Source organism: Streptomyces sp. CBMA29, from assembly GCF_014596445.1.
Classification (GTDB): domain Bacteria; phylum Actinomycetota; class Actinomycetes; order Streptomycetales; family Streptomycetaceae; genus Actinacidiphila.
In genome coordinates, this window is sequence record NZ_MECL01000129.1 from 1 (window position 1) to 15468 (window position 15468).

Annotated in this window: 15 protein-coding genes; all 15 read right to left on the reverse strand. The window is 70.4% G+C overall.

The window, feature by feature from the left end; genetic code table 11:
• A partial coding sequence (locus tag BGM09_RS18230) for a flavodoxin-dependent (E)-4-hydroxy-3-methylbut-2-enyl-diphosphate synthase (protein WP_188282684.1) occupies window positions 1-208 on the reverse strand: 208 nt, incomplete at its 3' end.
• A gap of 7 nt (window positions 209-215) precedes the next feature.
• Window positions 216-1244, reverse strand: a complete 1029-nt coding sequence (gene hpnH / locus BGM09_RS18235; RefSeq protein ID WP_188282685.1) for an adenosyl-hopene transferase HpnH — start codon at window positions 1242-1244, stop codon at window positions 216-218.
• 5 nt (window positions 1245-1249) lie between these two features.
• Window positions 1250-1852: a 1-hydroxy-2-methyl-2-butenyl 4-diphosphate reductase gene (locus BGM09_RS18240; protein WP_188282686.1), complete on the reverse strand. Its 603-nt coding sequence runs from the start codon at window positions 1850-1852 to the stop codon at window positions 1250-1252.
• A gap of 3 nt (window positions 1853-1855) precedes the next feature.
• A complete protein-coding gene (gene shc, locus BGM09_RS18245; protein WP_188282687.1) occupies window positions 1856-3883 on the reverse strand; it encodes a squalene--hopene cyclase in 2028 nt (675 codons plus the stop codon).
• 108 nt (window positions 3884-3991) lie between these two features.
• Window positions 3992-5062, reverse strand: coding sequence for a polyprenyl synthetase family protein (locus BGM09_RS18250; protein WP_188282688.1), 1071 nt, complete (start codon window positions 5060-5062; stop codon window positions 3992-3994).
• Window positions 5059-6468 carry a hydroxysqualene dehydroxylase HpnE gene (hpnE, locus tag BGM09_RS18255; RefSeq protein ID WP_188282689.1) on the reverse strand — a complete coding sequence of 470 codons (1410 nt, stop codon included), beginning with the start codon at window positions 6466-6468 and terminating at the stop codon, window positions 5059-5061. The genes BGM09_RS18250 and hpnE overlap by 4 nt, the downstream gene beginning before the upstream one ends.
• 144 nt (window positions 6469-6612) lie before the next feature.
• A complete protein-coding gene (gene hpnD, locus BGM09_RS18260) occupies window positions 6613-7557 on the reverse strand; it encodes a presqualene diphosphate synthase HpnD (protein ID WP_188282690.1) in 945 nt (314 codons plus the stop codon).
• Window positions 7554-8444: a squalene synthase HpnC gene (gene hpnC / locus BGM09_RS18265; RefSeq protein WP_188282691.1), complete on the reverse strand. Its 891-nt coding sequence runs from the start codon at window positions 8442-8444 to the stop codon at window positions 7554-7556. Before hpnC ends, hpnD begins: the two co-directional genes overlap by 4 nt.
• Window positions 8445-8750: 306 nt before the next feature.
• Window positions 8751-9560: an ABC transporter ATP-binding protein gene (locus BGM09_RS18270; protein WP_188282692.1), complete on the reverse strand. Its 810-nt coding sequence runs from the start codon at window positions 9558-9560 to the stop codon at window positions 8751-8753.
• Window positions 9547-10476: an ABC transporter permease gene (locus BGM09_RS18275; RefSeq protein WP_188282693.1), complete on the reverse strand. Its 930-nt coding sequence runs from the start codon at window positions 10474-10476 to the stop codon at window positions 9547-9549. The genes BGM09_RS18270 and BGM09_RS18275 overlap by 14 nt, the downstream gene beginning before the upstream one ends.
• An 80-nt stretch (window positions 10477-10556) precedes the next feature.
• On the reverse strand, window positions 10557-11402 hold the full coding sequence (locus BGM09_RS18280; RefSeq protein ID WP_188282698.1) for a glycosyltransferase family 2 protein: 846 nt from the start codon (window positions 11400-11402) through the stop codon (window positions 10557-10559).
• 44 nt (window positions 11403-11446) lie between these two features.
• Window positions 11447-12226: a CDP-alcohol phosphatidyltransferase family protein gene (locus tag BGM09_RS18285; RefSeq protein ID WP_188282694.1), complete on the reverse strand. Its 780-nt coding sequence runs from the start codon at window positions 12224-12226 to the stop codon at window positions 11447-11449.
• Window positions 12204-13265, reverse strand: coding sequence for an iron-containing alcohol dehydrogenase family protein (locus tag BGM09_RS18290; RefSeq protein ID WP_188282695.1), 1062 nt, complete (start codon window positions 13263-13265; stop codon window positions 12204-12206). Before BGM09_RS18290 ends, BGM09_RS18285 begins: the two co-directional genes overlap by 23 nt.
• A complete protein-coding gene (locus tag BGM09_RS18295; protein WP_188282696.1) occupies window positions 13253-14008 on the reverse strand; it encodes a sugar phosphate nucleotidyltransferase in 756 nt (251 codons plus the stop codon). The genes BGM09_RS18290 and BGM09_RS18295 overlap by 13 nt, the downstream gene beginning before the upstream one ends.
• The coding region (locus BGM09_RS18300; protein ID WP_188282697.1) for a DUF5941 domain-containing protein at window positions 14005-15468 on the reverse strand (1464 nt) is incomplete at its 5' end. The genes BGM09_RS18295 and BGM09_RS18300, both read right to left, overlap by 4 nt.

Below are 15468 nucleotides of genomic sequence, written 5' to 3' on the forward strand. Positions count from 1 at the left end.
GACACCCCGAAGCCGTCAGCTCCGCGATCTGCTGAAGAGTGGCACCGATGTCCGACGTACGGGTCGTCGTCATCGACTGAACGGAAACAGGCGCGTCCCCACCCACCGGGACCGACCCGACCTGGATACGACGCGAAACACGACGCGTCGCCAGAGGCCGGGCCGGCAGGGAGGGCAGGCCGAGCGCGACCGGCTCGACTGCTGTCATCGTCGGGTCACTTCGCCCTGTTGGAGGCGACCGTCTCGCGGGCGGCGCGGATGGACTCCTTCAGGGAGCCCATGGTGGCCATGACGGCCGTGGGCTCGTAGCCGCAGTGCGCCATGCAGTTGTCGCACCGGTCGTCCTTGCCCCGGCCGTACTTGTCCCAGTCCGTCTCGTCCAGGAGCTTCTGGTACGTGGGCACGTACCCGTCGGCCATCAGGTAGCAGGGGCGCTGCCAGCCGAAGAGCGAGTAGTTGGGGATCGCCCACGCGGTGCAGGGGAAGTCCGCCTTGCCCTCCAGGAAGTCCAGGAAGAGCGGGCTGTGGTTGAGCCGCCACTTGCGCCGGTTGCCGTCGTCGAACGCCTTCTTGAACAGCTCACGGGTCTGCGTCACGCCCAGGAAGTGGTCCTGGTCGGGCGCCTTCTCGTAGGCGTACGCGGGAGACAGCATCATCTCCTCGACCTTCAGATCGTCATTGAGGTAGTTCATCACCTCGATGATCGTCTGCGGCGTGTCGGTGTTGAAGAAAGTCGAGTTCGTGGTGACCCGGAAACCGCGGCGCTGGGCTTCCTTGATCGCGGCCACGGCCTCGTCGAAGGTGCCTTCCTTGGCCACGGACTCGTCATGCCGCTCGCGCATACCGTCAATGTGAACGGTAAAGGCAAAGTAAGGAGAAGGTGTGAACTTCTCGATTTTCTTGCGCAGCAGAAGGGCATTGGTGCAGAGGAAGACGTACTTCTTCTTCGCGACGAGTTGCCGGACGATCTCGTCGATCTGGGGGTGCATCAGCGGCTCACCACCCGCGATGGACACCATCGGCGCGCCCGACTCCAGCACCGCGCCGACGGCCTGGGCCACCGGCATGCGCTGCTTCAGCACGTTGGCGGGGTGCTGGATCTTGCCGCAGCCCTCGCACGCGAGGTTGCAGGCGAAGAGCGGCTCGAGCTCGACGATGAGCGGGAACTTTTCGCGTCGCCTAACCATTTTCTGTTCGACGAGGTACGACGCGATACGGATGGTCTGACGGAGCGGCATAGCCATCTAGCTCACCTCCAGGGGAGCACGGTAGTGCGGTGCCAATCAAGAAAGGCAGGAACAAGATCTCTGAGCACCCGGAATGCGATGATCCCGGTGCGAAGCGTTCCGACACGTACGAGTTCGAACTCGGGCGTGTCGACGACGACTCGGGCCGCCGCGATGTGGCGCGTGCCTTCGGCGAGCGCGGCGCGTCGCATCGCGGCCGATTCCATGTCCACGGCGATGGCACCGGTCGCCGCCAGTGCGGTGCGCTCGGCGCCCCGCACGACATGGTCGGATTCTGCGAGGGTGCCGGTGTGCACGGTGTGACCGGCCGCCTTGAGCGCGGCGGCGAGCGCCTCGCTCTCGTGACCGTCCTCGGCGACCACGACGTCACCGGGGCGCATGCCGGGCGCGAGCCCGGCGCAGAAGCCCGTGGTGAGGACGGCCGAGCCGCGCAGCTCCGGTTGGTGCAGGGCCTCGCGGACCACCCGGTCGGCGGCCGTGGGTCCCATGCCGGTCCTGAGCACGGTGACCTTCTCGGCGGCGTTCCGGGCCGCTCCCCTGCGCAGCGCGACCTTCTCGATGCGCAGGGCGCACACCACCAGCAGCGGCGGTCCTGTACGGCCCACGAACTAGGCCCCCTTTCCAGCGGCGGTTCCGGCGGTGACAGCCGGGCCGCCCGGGGTACCGAACGGCTCGTCGCGGACGTAGCGCCCGAGGGCGGTCAGCGGGAAGACCATGCGGTAGAGGTGGTAGTTGATCGAGAAGTCGCGGGGGAAGCCGGTACCGGTGAAGTACGGCTCGTCCCAGGACCCGTCGGGGAGCTGGGTGTCGGTCAGCCAGCGCACCCCGCGCGCGACCGCGTCACCATCCCGTTCGCCCGCCGCCAGCAGCGCCATCAGGGCCCACGCGGTCTGCGAGGCGGTGGAGGCACCGCGGCCCACCCATTCCCGGTCGGAGTAGGAGCGCAGGTCCTCGCCCCAGCCACCGTCGTTGTTCTGCACCGATTCCAGCCAGTTCACCGCCTTGCGGATCGCCGGGTGGCTCGACGGGAGACCGGCCGAGGCCAGCGCGGGGACCGCGGACCCCGTGCCGTAGATGTAGTTGACCCCCCAACGGCCGAACCAGGCGCCGTTGTCCTCCTGTTCCGCCAGCAGCCACTCGATGCCGCGGCGGGCGTGCTCGTCGTGCTCGAGACCGAGCGCGGCGAGCATCTCCACCACGTGCGCCGTGACGTCGGCCGACGGCGGGTCGATGACCTCGCCGAAGTCGCAGAAGGGCAGCCGGTTCGGGAACCTGCTGGTGTTGTCGGCGTCGAAGGCGCCCCACGCGCCGTTCCGCGACTGCATCCCGACGTTCCAGCGCACGGCCTTCTCCACCGCGGAGTCGACGCGCGCCCGGTCCGGGTGGTCGATCCTGCGCAGGGCGAGGACGACTTCGGCGGTGTCGTCGATGTCGGGGTAGATGTCGTTGTGGAACTCGAACGCCCAGCCGCCCGGCGCGAGCTGGGGCCGCTGCACGGACCAGTCGCCCGGCCGGGTGATCTGCTCGCCGAGCATCCATTCGGCCGACTTGACCAGCGCCGGGTCGTCCGCGGGGACGCCCGCGTCCGCGAGCGCGATGGCGGCCAGGCAGGTGTCCCAGACCGGGGACTGGCACGCCTCGATCATCCGGACGCCCTCTTCGGGCCATACGGCGAAACGATCCAGCGAGTCGAGACCGGCCTTGACCACCGGGTGGTCGAGCTCGTAGCCCAGCAGGTGCAGGGCGATCACCGAGTAGACGGCGGGTGGCTGGATTCCTCCCCAGCAGCCGTCGGCCTCCTGACGCTCGATGATCCAGCGGGCGCAGGCGTGCATGGCGCTGCGCCGCACCATGCGCGGGCTGAAGCGCCGGTAGACGTGCAGCACCTGGTCGAGCCGCTCGAAGACGCCGTCCCAGGTCCTGATGGAGGCTCTGCGCCGCTTGGGGTTGGGCTGTTGGGGGTTGATGTGCAGCTCGTCGATGCCGAACGGCGCCGGGCGGACCGGGCGGTGGGCTCCGACGACGGTGAGCGGCACGATGGTCTGCCGCGCCCAGCAGCCGAACGAGTAGATGTTCAGCGGCATCCACTTGGGCAGGTAGATGATCTCGGGCGGCAGCTCCGGGAGGTCGTCCCAGCTCCACCAGCCGAACAGGGCCAGCCAGATGCGGGTGAAGACCCGGCTGGCCGCCACTCCCCCTTCGCCGCGCGACCACTTGGCGGCGAGCGCCATGTGCGCCTCGTCCGGGGAGTCCCCGGCGAGTCGCAGTGCGACATACGCCTCGATGGTGGCCGACACGTCGCCCGGCCCGCCGTGAAAGGTGGGCCAGGCGCCGTCCTCACGCTGCTGCGAGCGGATCCACCGGGCGGAGGCCGCGGTGGTCTGCTCGTCCTGGATGCCGAGGAACTGTCGGAGCAACAGATCCTCGGCGTCCATCGTCACGTTCGTTTCGAGGTCGCCCTTCCACCATCCGTCGGGGTGCTGCCGTGCCAGAAGGTGGTCTGCGGCGCGCCGCACGGCACGCTGCGCCGCCTCCTCGGTGCCGTCGGCTGGAACAGGGTCCGGCTCCGAGGTGCTGCTGGCCGAAGGTGTCCGGTGGGTTGGCGTCCCTGGACTGCCATCGGTCGTCGCTGTCATGGCTTCCCCTTTGCAGTTGAGACTATCTGCGGTGTTGGGGCGGCCGTCGGCCGTCACATAAGAGGGACCGGCGACGTTAGCGCTCCACGTTTCGTTCTGTCGTTCTCTTTATTTCTCGCGGACCACCACAAAATCCGCGAGACCAACGAGCTTACGTTGAATTTGTTCCGGCATGTCCATTTTGTCCAGTGCGGCGATGGCGGTCGCGTACTGCCTCCTGGCCTCCTGGGAGGTCCACTCACGTCCACCGGCCTCTTCGATCAACGCCGCGCGCATAGCGAACTCTTCCTCGCTGAAGGCACCGGTTTCAGGATTCTTCGCGTCCGCCGCGAGCAGTTCACCCAGGCGCTCCGACGCGGACCCTCCCGCGGCGAGCGCGGCGACCACGGGAAGCGACTTCTTGCGCTGCCGAAGATCGCTCCAGGTCTGCTTTCCGGTGGCCGCGGGGTCGCCCCAGATGCCCAGCAGATCGTCCACCGCCTGGAAGGCGAGCCCCAGGTGGTAGCCGTACTCCTCCAGCGCGTCGGCGTCGGACTCCGAGGCCCCGCCGAGCACCGCGCCGATGGAGGACGCGCAGGCCAGCAGCGCGCCGGTCTTGTTGCCCTCCATCTCCAGGCACTCCTGGACGGTGACCCGCTCGCGGTGCTCGAAGGAGATGTCCTGCGCCTGACCGTCGATCAGTTTGCGGGTGGCGGTGGTCAGCCGGCGGGTGGCCCGGCCCGCGTCGACCGTGCCCTGTTCCAGCAGCAGCTCGTTGGCGAGCGCGAAGAGCGCGTCGCCGACCAGGATCGCCTGGGCGGGACCGTGCACCTTCCACACCGTGTCACGGTGCCGCCGCTGCTCGTCGCCGTCCATCAGGTCGTCGTGCAGCAGCGAGAAGTTGTGCACCAGTTCCACGGCGACGGCGCCGGGTACGCCCGTCTCGGCCGAGGCGCCCGCGGCCTCCGCGGACAGCAGGGCCAGCGCCGGGCGTACGGCCTTGCCGCCGTCGCCGTCCGCGGGGCGGCCCGCCTCGTCGATCCAGCCGAAGTGGTAGGCGGCGACGGTGTCCATCGGGGGTGCGAGGCGGGCCACGGCCGCGCGCAGTACGGGTGTGGTCAGGATGCGGCCGTTTTCCAGCAGTTCGATGACGCCGGTGGCGGTCACGTTCTCTCCTCTGGTTGCACCAATAGCACTCATGCCGCCTCCAGGACGGCGTTGTCGAATGGCATCCCGAGCGCGGACAACGCTTCTCGGGAGGCGTGCAGGCCGCTGCGCACCGCGCTCTCCATGGTCGCGGGCCAGCCGGTGGCGGTCCACGACCCGGCCAGGTACAGGCCGGGGGCGCGGGTCACCGGACCGGGACGCAGCCGCCCGACACCCGGAGTGGGTGCGAAGGTCGCGGTGCGTTCCCGGGTGACGAAGAAGTCGCGGACGCCCGCGCCGCGGGCCGCGGGCAGCAGCCGTTCCAGCTCGGGCAGGTAGCGGGCGCGCAACTCGGCCACGGGGAGGTCGATCTCGTCCTCCACGGCCGACTGGGACACGGCCACGTACTGACCGCCGCCGGTGAGCCCGGAGCTGACGGTGCGGTCGAAGACCCACTGGACGGGGCTGCCGAGTGCCGCGAAGAACGGCTGTCGGAGCACCTGTCTGTTGTAGATCACATGCATATTGAGGATCGGAGCGGTACCGATGCGCAAGAGCTTTTCCGGATCTTCGAGCGATCCGGCGGGCAGCAGGCCGTGCGCCTCGCGCTGCGGGACCGCCAACACCACGATGTCCGCGTCGAGTTGCTCGCCGCGTCCCGGTCCGGTCTCGATGGAGACATGCCAGCCGCCGTCCGCCGCCTCTTTGATGCCGGTGGTACGGGAGCGCAGCATGGTGCGTACGCCCGCGGTGTCCAGCGCGGCGCGGGCCCGGCCGTCGTGCAGGTCGCCCAGCGGCGCCGAGGCCCAGCCGATGTCGGCGGCCCCCGGGTCGGAGAGCAGTCCGGTCTTGAAGACCTTCGCGGCCAGGCCCAGCGAGGCGTCGGCCGACCGCGCGTTGAGCGTGGCCACACCGACCAGGTCCCACAGCGCCTCGATGGTGCGCGCGGACTGCCCGCGCGCGCCGAGCCAGCTCGCGAAGTCGGTACGGTCCAGGGCCGGGTCGTCCAGGTCGAGGCGGCCCAGCGCGAGCGCGGCGCGGCCCACCGAGGCCCGCTCACGCAGGCTCAGATGCGGGTAGCGGGCCAGGCTCGCCGCCAGGTGCAGGGGCACCGGCAGCGCGGTCCTGGACAGCCGCCCCAGCCGTAGCGTGTCGGCCTCCAGCACCGGTACGTCCAGCCGGTCCTGAAGGGTCACCAGATCGCGGGCCGCGATCCGGTCGATGAACCACTGGTAGGCGTCGCAGCAGCGCAGAAAGACGTGCTGGCCGTTGTCGACGGTCAACTCGCCGCGCTTGAAGGAGAAGGCGAGGCCGCCGAGCCGGGGTCTGGCCTCGGCGAGGGTGACGCGCACCCCGGCGTCCGCCAGCGCGAGCGCGGCCGTCGTACCGGCGAGTCCGCCGCCGACGACGACGGCGGTGCGCATGCCGCCGCCAGTGGTGATCCGCTCATGCGTGGTCATGCGTCCTCCCCCCTTCGGCCCCGCCGTGTCCAAAGCGGCGAACCGTTGCTGGCAGTGACGCCGTACGTGTCCCGGTGGTTGCCTCGTCTTTCGCGTACCGTGCCCCGTGCCGTGCGCGCGGACCCGCGCCGTCGCGGGACGGTCTCACGCGTCACCTCGTGGGGAGCGGGCGGTACGGCGGGCGTCGAGCCCCGCGAGGCCGCGGACGGCCACATACGCCTTCTGCCGTCCGGGCAGTGACACCCGGCCGCGCAGGACGGCCTCGGGGTCGGCGGCGATCCGGTCGAGCAGCCTGCGGTAGATCCCGGCCATGGCCGAGACACAGGCGCCGCTGCGCCGGTCGAGCATCGGAAGCAGCCGGTATCCGGTGGCGAACAGGGCGCGGGCGCGCCGCACTTCGAATTCCACCAGACCGGGGAAGTCGGAGCCGGGCGGCGCGGTATCGCTGTGGAAACCGGCCGCGCAGCCGAACTTGGCGAGATCCTGGGCGGGCAGGTACGTCCGGCCGTTCGCGGCGTCCTCGCGGACGTCCCGGAGGATGTTGGTGAGTTGCAGGGCGAGGCCGAGCGTGTCGGCATATTCTGCGGCACGCGCATGATCGTGCCCATTCACGGTGCCGAACACGCCAAGCGAGAGCCGTCCGATCGCGCCGGCCACGCAACGGCAGTACACGGCGAGGTCGTCCCAGGTCTCGTACGTCTCGCCGCGGACGTCCATCAGGACGCCGTCGATGAGTTCGTCGAGCCCTTCGAGCGGCAGCGGGAAGCGGCGCGCGGAGTCGGCGAGCGCGACCGCGACCGGGTCGGTGTCGTCCTCCGCGACCTCCCCCGCGCGGACGCGGGTGAGCAGCGCGCGGGTGCCGTCGAGCCGCTCGGCCTTCTCCCGCGGCGGGAGTTCACCGTCGCCGATGTCGTCGACCCGGCGGGAGAACGCGTACAACGCGGACATCGCCTGCCGTTCGGGGGCGGGCAGCAGGCGGATGCCGTACGCGAAGTTGCGGGCCTCGTGGCCGGTCACAGCCTCGCAGTAGCGGTAGGCCGCGAGCACGGGACCGGACGTGTGGGCGGAACCGTTCACGGTCCGGCTCACCCCTCTCTTCGCAATGTCGACCCCACCTCGCGCAGCAGGCTGGGCTTGGTGGCTTTCGGCGATACCGCCAGTACGTCGTACCCCGCCGCTTCGACCGCCTTCAGCGCGGCACGGCCGCCGCCGACGAATCCGGCGAGCAGCAGCCTGAGCCTGCCACGGACGCTGCCCACCAGGGGGGTACCTTCATCCAACAAGTATCCGGCGCGTTCCGCCTCGTGCGCGACCAGGGCGCGCACCTGTGCGCCGGCCGTCGCGGCGGCGAGATCCGCCTCCTCGACCGAGAACCGCTTCATGTCCTCGGCGGGCAGATAGATCCGGTCGCGGCCGAGGTCCTCGGCCACGTCCTGGAGATGCTCCACGATCTGGAGCGCGGTGCAGACCGCGTCCGAGCGCCGGACGCGCTCGGGCGTCGAGGTGCCGGTGATGGACAGCACCAGCCGGCCGACCGGATTGGCGGACAACTCGCAGTACGCCAGGAGGTCGTCGTAGGTCGCGTAGCGCCGCACCCGCTGGTCCTGCCGGTTGGCGGCGATCAGACCGAGGAAGGGCTCGGGGCTGAGGTCGTGGCGGCGGACGGTGGGCTGGAGCGCGAGCAGCAGCGGGTGCCGGGGAGTGCCGTCGAACACACGGTCCAGGTCGGCCTCGAAGGCGTCCAGCATCGCGAGCCGGTCGTCGGCGGAGTCGGCGGACAGTCCAAGTCGCAGCGCGTCCTCCCGGCCGCCCCCCGCCAGGTCGCCGTCGCCGATGTCGTCCACCAGCCGGGCGAATCCGTACACCGCCATCAGGTCCCGGCGCCAGGCACGCGGCAGGAACACCGGTGCCACGGGGAAGTTCTCGCGCGCGGCCTTGTCCAGGACGGCCCGGGACTCGGCGTCCCCGGTCACCATGCTCTTCCCGGCGCACAGGCGGCGAGCGTGCCCCGGAGCAGGATGGTCCCGATCATCATGGCCGCCACACCCCCCGTTCTACACCGCCCAACAGAAACTTCCCATTTCGGACACGCCGCACCGGGTGTCGCACCCGGGTGTCGGTCAGCGGTTTCGATCATCTCCAGGCTCCCAGCACCGGTACAGCTTACGACCGGTGATGCTGCGGCGTACGCCGGGGGCGTGACACGTGGTGGGATTGAAATACAAGGTCCCCGCCGGATCGTCCGACGGGGACCTCGTACGCCTGCGAGCAGGCCGGGAGCGCTACTTGCCGGTGTGCTCCTCGTACGCCTTGAGCACGTCGTCGGTCAGGCCGTCCATCAACAGCTCGCCCTTCTCCAGCCACACCACGCGGTCGCACGTGTCGCGGATGGAGTTGTTGTTGTGGCTGACGAGGAAGACCGTGCCCGCTTCCTTGCGCAGCTCCCTGATCCGGGCCTCGGACCGGCGCTGGAAGGCGCGGTCGCCGGTGGCCAGCGCCTCGTCGATCATCAGCACGTCGTGGTTCTTGGCCGCCGCGATCGAGAAGCGCAGGCGCGCCGCCATGCCGGAGGAGTACGTCCGCATCGGCAGCGAGATGAAGTCGCCCTTCTCGTTGATGCCCGAGAAGTCGACGATCCCCTGGTAGCGGCGGCGCACCTCTTCCTGCGTCATGCCCATGGCCAGACCGCCCAGGATGACATTGCGCTCACCCGTGAGGTCGTTCATCAGCGCCGCGTTGACGCCCAGCAGCGAGGGCTGGCCGTCGGTGTAGATCTTCCCGCTCTCCGGCGGCAGCAGACCCGCGATGGCGCGCAGGATCGTCGACTTGCCGGAGCCGTTGGAACCGATGATGCCGATCGCCTCACCGCGGTACGAGGTGAAGCTGACGCCCTTGACCGCGTGCACCCGGCGGACGTTCGGCGAGCCCTTGCGGGAGATCAGCCGGCCCAGGGCGGCGGTCGCGCTGCCCTTGCCGGTGCCCGCGCCGTGCACCGTGTAGACGATATGCACGTCGTCCACTATCACGGTGGGAACGCGGCTGTCGGAGGGCTGCTGCGCCCTCTCGACGCTCTGCTGCTCAGCCACGGCCATATTGCTCCTCCGCCTTCCAGAAGTAGACGTAGCCGCCGACGCCCGCCAGCACGGCCCAGCCGATCGCGGACGCCCACACGTGCGGCGGCAACTGGGAGGAGGTCACACTGTCGATGAGCGCGAAGCGCATCAGATCGATGTAGACCGCGGCCGGGTTGATGTCGAGCAGGATGCGCACGAAGTGCGGCGCGGTGCTGGTCAGCTTGTCGATGCTGTACATGACGCCGGACATGTACATCCAGGTGCGCAGGATGAACGGCATGAGCTGCGCCAGGTCCGTCATCTTGCTGCCCAGCCGCGCCACGATCAGCGCCAGGCCCGTGTTGAAGACCCACTGCGTGATCAGCGCGGGGAACATCAGCAGCCAGGAGGTGTTCGGCACCTCACCGGTCATCAGCACGATCGCCAGCAGGACGAACATCGACATGATGAGCTGCTGGAGCTGCATCAGCGTGAAGGCGATCGGCATCGAGGCGCGCGGGAAGTGCAGCGCCCTGATCAGACCGAGGTTGCCGGACACCGCCCGCACGCCGCTGAGTACCGAGGACTGCGTGAAGGTGAAGATGAAGATGCCGGTGACCAGGAAGGCGATGAAGTTGTCGATGCCTTTGCTGGTGCCGATCAGCAGACCGAAGATCAGGTAGTACACCGCCGCGTTCAGCAGGGGCGTCATCACCTGCCAGAGCTGGCCGAGGCGGGCCTGGGTGTACTGCGCCTGGGTGCGCGCCTTGGCGAACTCGTTGATGAAATGTCGACGGCCCCAGAGCTGCCGCGTGTACTCCGTCAGGCCGGGCCGGGCGCCACTGACGGACAGGCCGTACTTGGCCGCTACCTGGGCGGGGCTGAGGCCGTCATCGGCCGTGGGTGCCGGGGGGACACCGACGGCGACCGCACCATTGTGCGTTGTCTCGCTCACAGTTGACACTTTCGTCCTCAAGGTGCGCGCCGGGGCAGGGGAATCCCGGGCTGCGCCTGATGCTCTCAGGTCCGAGCTTGTCAGATGATCGGGGGTCGGCCTAGCCGGGTCAACCTCCAGACGGTCCGCCAGCGCATCGGCCGCCGTTGACCGCAGGGAGATGTCCATCCTTCACGGAATCCGCCGAGCCACGCCCGCAGCGCCGGCCGGGAGGGCCTGCGCGCCAGGGTCAGCGCGAACCAGACGCCGAGGTACGCCGGGACCAGCGGCCACGGCAGATTGCGCCGGGCCAGCCACACTCGGTTACGGGCCACCAACCGGTGGTAGACCGCGTGCCGGGCGGGTGAGGTCGCCGGGTGGAACAGCACCATGTCATGCCGATAGTCGATCAGCCAACCCGCGTCAAGAGCGCGCCAGGCCAGATCTGTCTCCTCGTGCGCGTAGAAGAATTCGGCGGGCAACGGACCGACCTGCTGGATGACGCGGCTGCGCACGGCGCACGCGCCGCCCAGGAAGGTGGTGACCCGCGAGTCCCGCATCGGGTCGGCGGCGCGCAGCCGGGGGACGTGCCTGCGCTGCGTCTGCCCGGTCTCGGGGTCGGCGATCCGGAAGCTGATGATGCCCAGCTCCGGATCGGCCTCGAAGGCCCGCCTGACCAGCTCCGCGGTGTCGTCGCCCGGCAGCAGCCCGTCGTCGTCCAGGAAGAGGACGACGTCCACTTCCTCGGCGCCGGGTCCGAACATCTCGATGCCGACGTTGCGGCCGCCGGGGATGCCCAGGTTCTCGGGCAGCTCCGCGGTGCGCACCTCGGCGGGCAGCGGCGGCAGCGGCGACCCGTTGCCGACCACGGCGACCGTCACCGCCGGGCCCTGCTGCTTGGCGACCGAGTCCAGCAGGTCGTTCAGCTCCGCGGGGCGGTTGCCCATGGTGATGATGACCGCGCCGACGCGCAGCGGCGTCCCCTGCGTGCTCACTTCAGCCTGCTGGAGGCGAGGACGGAGACCAGGTGCAGCAGGGTCTGGAGCAGCGCGATACCCGCCAGCACGGCCACGCCGAGCCGGGTGAAGAACAGGTCGCCGCGCGCCTGGTCCACGATCGCGAGCAGCAGGATGAGCAGGGACGCCTCGACGCCCAGCACGAGCCGGTGCCACTTCAGCGCGGCGGCGGCCTTGCGGGCCAGCGCGACTCCGGAGGAGCGGGGCTCGGACGCCGCCTCCTTGACCGGCGGGAGGCCGCCCTGGTGACGGGCGACCCCGACGAGGTCGGTCTCGGCCTTGATCAGCACCGCGCCGAGCGCGGCGAGGGTGCCGAGGAAGGCCCACAGCCAGTCGATCCGGCCGCTGCCCCACAGGTCGGCGGCGCGCAGCCCGAAGCCGACCAGGACGGCGGCGTCGCACAGGTAGGCGCCGACGCGGTCGAGGTAGACGCCGGACAGCGAGAACTGCTGCTTCCAGCGGGCGATCTCGCCGTCCACGCAGTCCAGCAGCAGGTAGAGCTGCACCATCAGCACGCCGAGGACGGCGCCCGCGATCCCGGGCACCAGCAGTGCCGGGGCGGCGAGGACGCCGAAGACGGTCATCAGGTACGTCAACTGGTTGGGCGTGACGCGGGTGGGTGCGAGGTGCCGGTCTATGCGCAGCGACAGCTCACGCATGTAGAGCCGGCCGGCCCAGTGTTCGCCGCTGCGGCGGTCCTTGACCCCCGGGGGGTGAACGACCGGGCGCAGTTCAGCTACTGATGGCTTTGACATAGTCGGCGTATGCGTCCCTGATCTCGGTGGCGGAGAGGTCCAGGTGTTCCAGGATCGTGAAGCGGCCGGGGCGGGTCTGCGGCGCGTAGCGCACCGCTTCGACGAACTCCGGTTCCGTGAAGCCGATCTCCTCGGGGAGAACGGGCAGTCCGTGGCGGCGCAGGGTGTCGGCGATGAGGCCCGACTCCTCCCGCGCGCCGCGCAGGTGCATCGCGAAGGCGGCGCCGATGCCGACCTGCTCGCCGTGGGCGGCGGCCCGCTGCGGGTGGAGCAGGTCGAAGGCGTGGCTGATCTCGTGGCACGCGCCGGACGACGGGCGGGTGTCGCCGCTGATCGACATGGCGATGCCGGTCAGCACCAGGCCCTCGGAGAGCGTGACCAGGAAGTCGTCGTCGCCGATGCCGCCGGGGTGCCGCAGCACGGACTCGCCGGCGCTCCTGGCCATCGCCGCGGCCAGGCCGTCGATCGGCTCGCTGTTCTCCCGGTGGGACAGCTCCCAGTCCGCGAGCGCGGAGAGGTTGGAGATCGCGTCGCCGATGCCGGCCCGGACGTAGCGGGCGGGCGCCTCACGGATCACATCGAGGTCGATGACCAGCGCGATCGGCGTCGGGACACCGTAGGAGCCGCGCCCGTTGTCGTTGTCCAGGGTGGCGACCGGTGAGCACAGGCCGTCGTGCGAGAGGTTGGTGGCGACCGCGACCATGGGAAGGCCCACCCGTGCGGCGGCGTATTTGGTGACGTCGATGATCTTGCCGCCGCCGAGGCCGATGACCGCGTCGTAGCGCTTGCCGCGCATGCAGTCGGCGAGCTTCACGGCCGCGTCGATGGTGCCGCCGTGCACCGGGTACCAGTCCGCGCCGGGCAGCTCGGGGGCCAGCCGGTCGCGCAGCTTGAGCCCGGAGCCCTCGCTGACGGCGAAGGCGAGCTTGCCGGAGGTGGAGATCCGCTGGTCGGCCAGGAGTACGGCGAGGTCGGCGATCGCGCCGCCCCTGATGTCGACGACGACCGGGGAGGGGATGAGCCGGGTCAGTACTGGCACGCAATCACCCGCCCCTTGGCAAGGTCGTCGTTGTTGTCGATCTCGACCCAGGCGACGTCACCGATCGGGGCGACGTCGATGGTGAAGCCGCGGTTGACCAGCTCCTGGTAGCCGTCCTCGTAGTACAGGTCGGGGTCGCGCTCGAAGGTGGTCTTCAGCGCGTCGGCCAGCTCGGCCGCCGCCTCGCCCTCGATGAGGGTGACGCCGATGTACTCACCGGTGGCCTCGGCCGGGTCCATCAGCTTGGTGATCCGCCGCACTCCCCTGCCGGGCTCGGCGACGACCTTCATCTCCTCGTCGGCGAGGTGCTTGACGGTGTCCAGGGCCAGCACGATCCGCTTGCCGCCGCCGCGCGCGGCCAGCAGGGTCTTCTCCACCGACACCGGGTGCACGGTGTCGCCGTTGGCCAGAATCACCCCGTGGCTGAGGACGTCGCGCGCGCACCACAGGGAGTAGGCGTTGTTCCACTCCTCGGCCTTGTCGTTGTCGATCAAGGTGAGGGTGAGGCCGTACTTCTCCTCCAGCGCCGCTTTGCGCGCGTAGACCGCTTCCTTGCGGTAGCCGACGACGACGGCGACCTCGGTCAGGCCGATCTCCGCGAAGTTGGACAGGGTCAGGTCCAGGACGGTCAGGCTGTCCGCAGCCCCTTCGGGACCGACGACCGGCACCAGTGCCTTGGGCAGGGTGTCGGTGTGGGGGCGCAGGCGTCTTCCGGCGCCGGCCGCCAGCACGAGGCCGATCATGCGGGTTCTCCTGTTTCGTCGTGTTCGGCGGGCACACCGCTCAAGTGGGCCACCACCCAGAAGCGGACGCTCTCGGTGAGGACCAGCAGCGCGAGCGCCGCGGCGAGCACCGTCAGCGCGACCGTGAAGCCTGTGTGGTGTGCGACGGCGGCCAGGAGGGCGACCGCCAGGGTGCGGCCCTCGTGTCCGCCGGCCGCCCGCACCAGGGCCCGCGGCGGCGCCCCGGTGCCGCCGCGGATGCGGTACACCGTGTCGTAGTGATGGTAGGCGACCGCGGCCACCAGGCCGAAAGCAGCGGGCAACGCTCCGTTTACCCCGGAGACGGCCGCGAGGGCCAGCACCGTGCCGTACTCACCGGCCCTGAAGATCGGCGGGACCAGCCAGTCCAGGGCCCCCTTGAGCGGCCGGGAGACGGCGAAGGACGAGGTCAGGACGTAGACCACGGCCACCAGCGGCGGCCACCAGCTGCCCCGGGAGGAGAGCGCCGCGGTGGCGGTGACCGCGGCGGCGCCGAGCAGGGCGACCGCGGGCGCCGCGAAGGACGGCATACGACCGGCGAGCGGGCGCAGAATCCGGGCCCCGGCCTCGGCGAGCGGCCCGCTGTCGGCGAGGTCGGCGAGCGCCTGCGCGGCCCGGTCGGTGCGCTGGGCCTTCCGCGTGAGGGAGCGCAGGACGCGGCCCGCGGTGGTGTAGCAGGCGGCGAGGCCGCAGCCGATCAGCAGGACGACGAAGGTGACGCGCGGGGTGGTGACCGCGGTGAGCACGGCTATCAGCGCCCAGCGCTCGCCGATCGGCAGCACGATCATCCGCCGGACCCACACCGTCCAGCCGACGCTGTCGAGCCTGCCGGAGAGCGCGGCGGTGGGGCTGGTGTTGGCGGTGGCGTCGTGGTTGGCCTCGTTGAAGGCGAAGTCGACGACATGGCGGCAGGTCTGGAGGACCATCGCACCGAGCGCGAGCGCCCATACGTCGTGGCCGCCGCGGGCGGCGCCGAGCGCGAGGCCCGCGTAGTAGGCGTATTCCTTGGCCCGGTCGAAGGTGGCGTCGAGCCAGGCGCCGAGCGTGGAGTACTGGAGCGAGTAGCGGGCGAGCTGCCCGTCGGTGCAGTCCAGGACGAACGAGGCGAGCAGCAGGACGCCCGCCGCGACGTATCCAGCCCGGGTGCCGGTGGCCGCGCAGCCCGCGGCGATCAGCGCGACCAGCAGCGACGCGGTGGTGACCTGGTTCGGGGTGAGGCCGCGGCGGGCGCACCAGCGGGCCAGGTAGCGCGAGTACGGGCTGATGCAGTGGGTGGTGAAGAAGCCGTCGCGGGACTTCACCGCGCTGCGCAGCCGTACCCCCTCCTCGTCCACGGCGGCGACGGCCTCGGCCGTCGCGGTGCGCTCGGCGGCGTCGGCGGGCACGGCCGCGACCAGGACGCCCAGCTCGGGGCGGTGCGGGGCGGCGCCCTGCGCGTCGAG

Excerpts from the sequence above, each read along its gene's own strand:
- hpnH (WP_188282685.1), bottom strand. The coding sequence starts at position 1,244 with ATGGCTATGCCGCTCCGTCAGACCATCCGTATCGCGTCGTACCTCGTC.
- shc (WP_188282687.1), bottom strand. The coding sequence starts at position 3,883 with ATGACAGCGACGACCGATGGCAGTCCAGGGACGCCAACCCACCGGACA.
- BGM09_RS18250 (WP_188282688.1), bottom strand. The coding sequence starts at position 5,062 with ATGAGTGCTATTGGTGCAACCAGAGGAGAGAACGTGACCGCCACCGGC.
- hpnE (WP_188282689.1), bottom strand. The coding sequence starts at position 6,468 with ATGACCACGCATGAGCGGATCACCACTGGCGGCGGCATGCGCACCGCC.
- hpnC (WP_188282691.1), bottom strand. The coding sequence starts at position 8,444 with ATGGTGACCGGGGACGCCGAGTCCCGGGCCGTCCTGGACAAGGCCGCG.
- BGM09_RS18270 (WP_188282692.1), bottom strand. The coding sequence starts at position 9,560 with ATGGCCGTGGCTGAGCAGCAGAGCGTCGAGAGGGCGCAGCAGCCCTCC.
- BGM09_RS18280 (WP_188282698.1), bottom strand. The coding sequence starts at position 11,402 with ATGGGCAACCGCCCCGCGGAGCTGAACGACCTGCTGGACTCGGTCGCC.
- BGM09_RS18285 (WP_188282694.1), bottom strand. The coding sequence starts at position 12,226 with ATGTCAAAGCCATCAGTAGCTGAACTGCGCCCGGTCGTTCACCCCCCG.
- BGM09_RS18295 (WP_188282696.1), bottom strand. The coding sequence starts at position 14,008 with ATGATCGGCCTCGTGCTGGCGGCCGGCGCCGGAAGACGCCTGCGCCCC.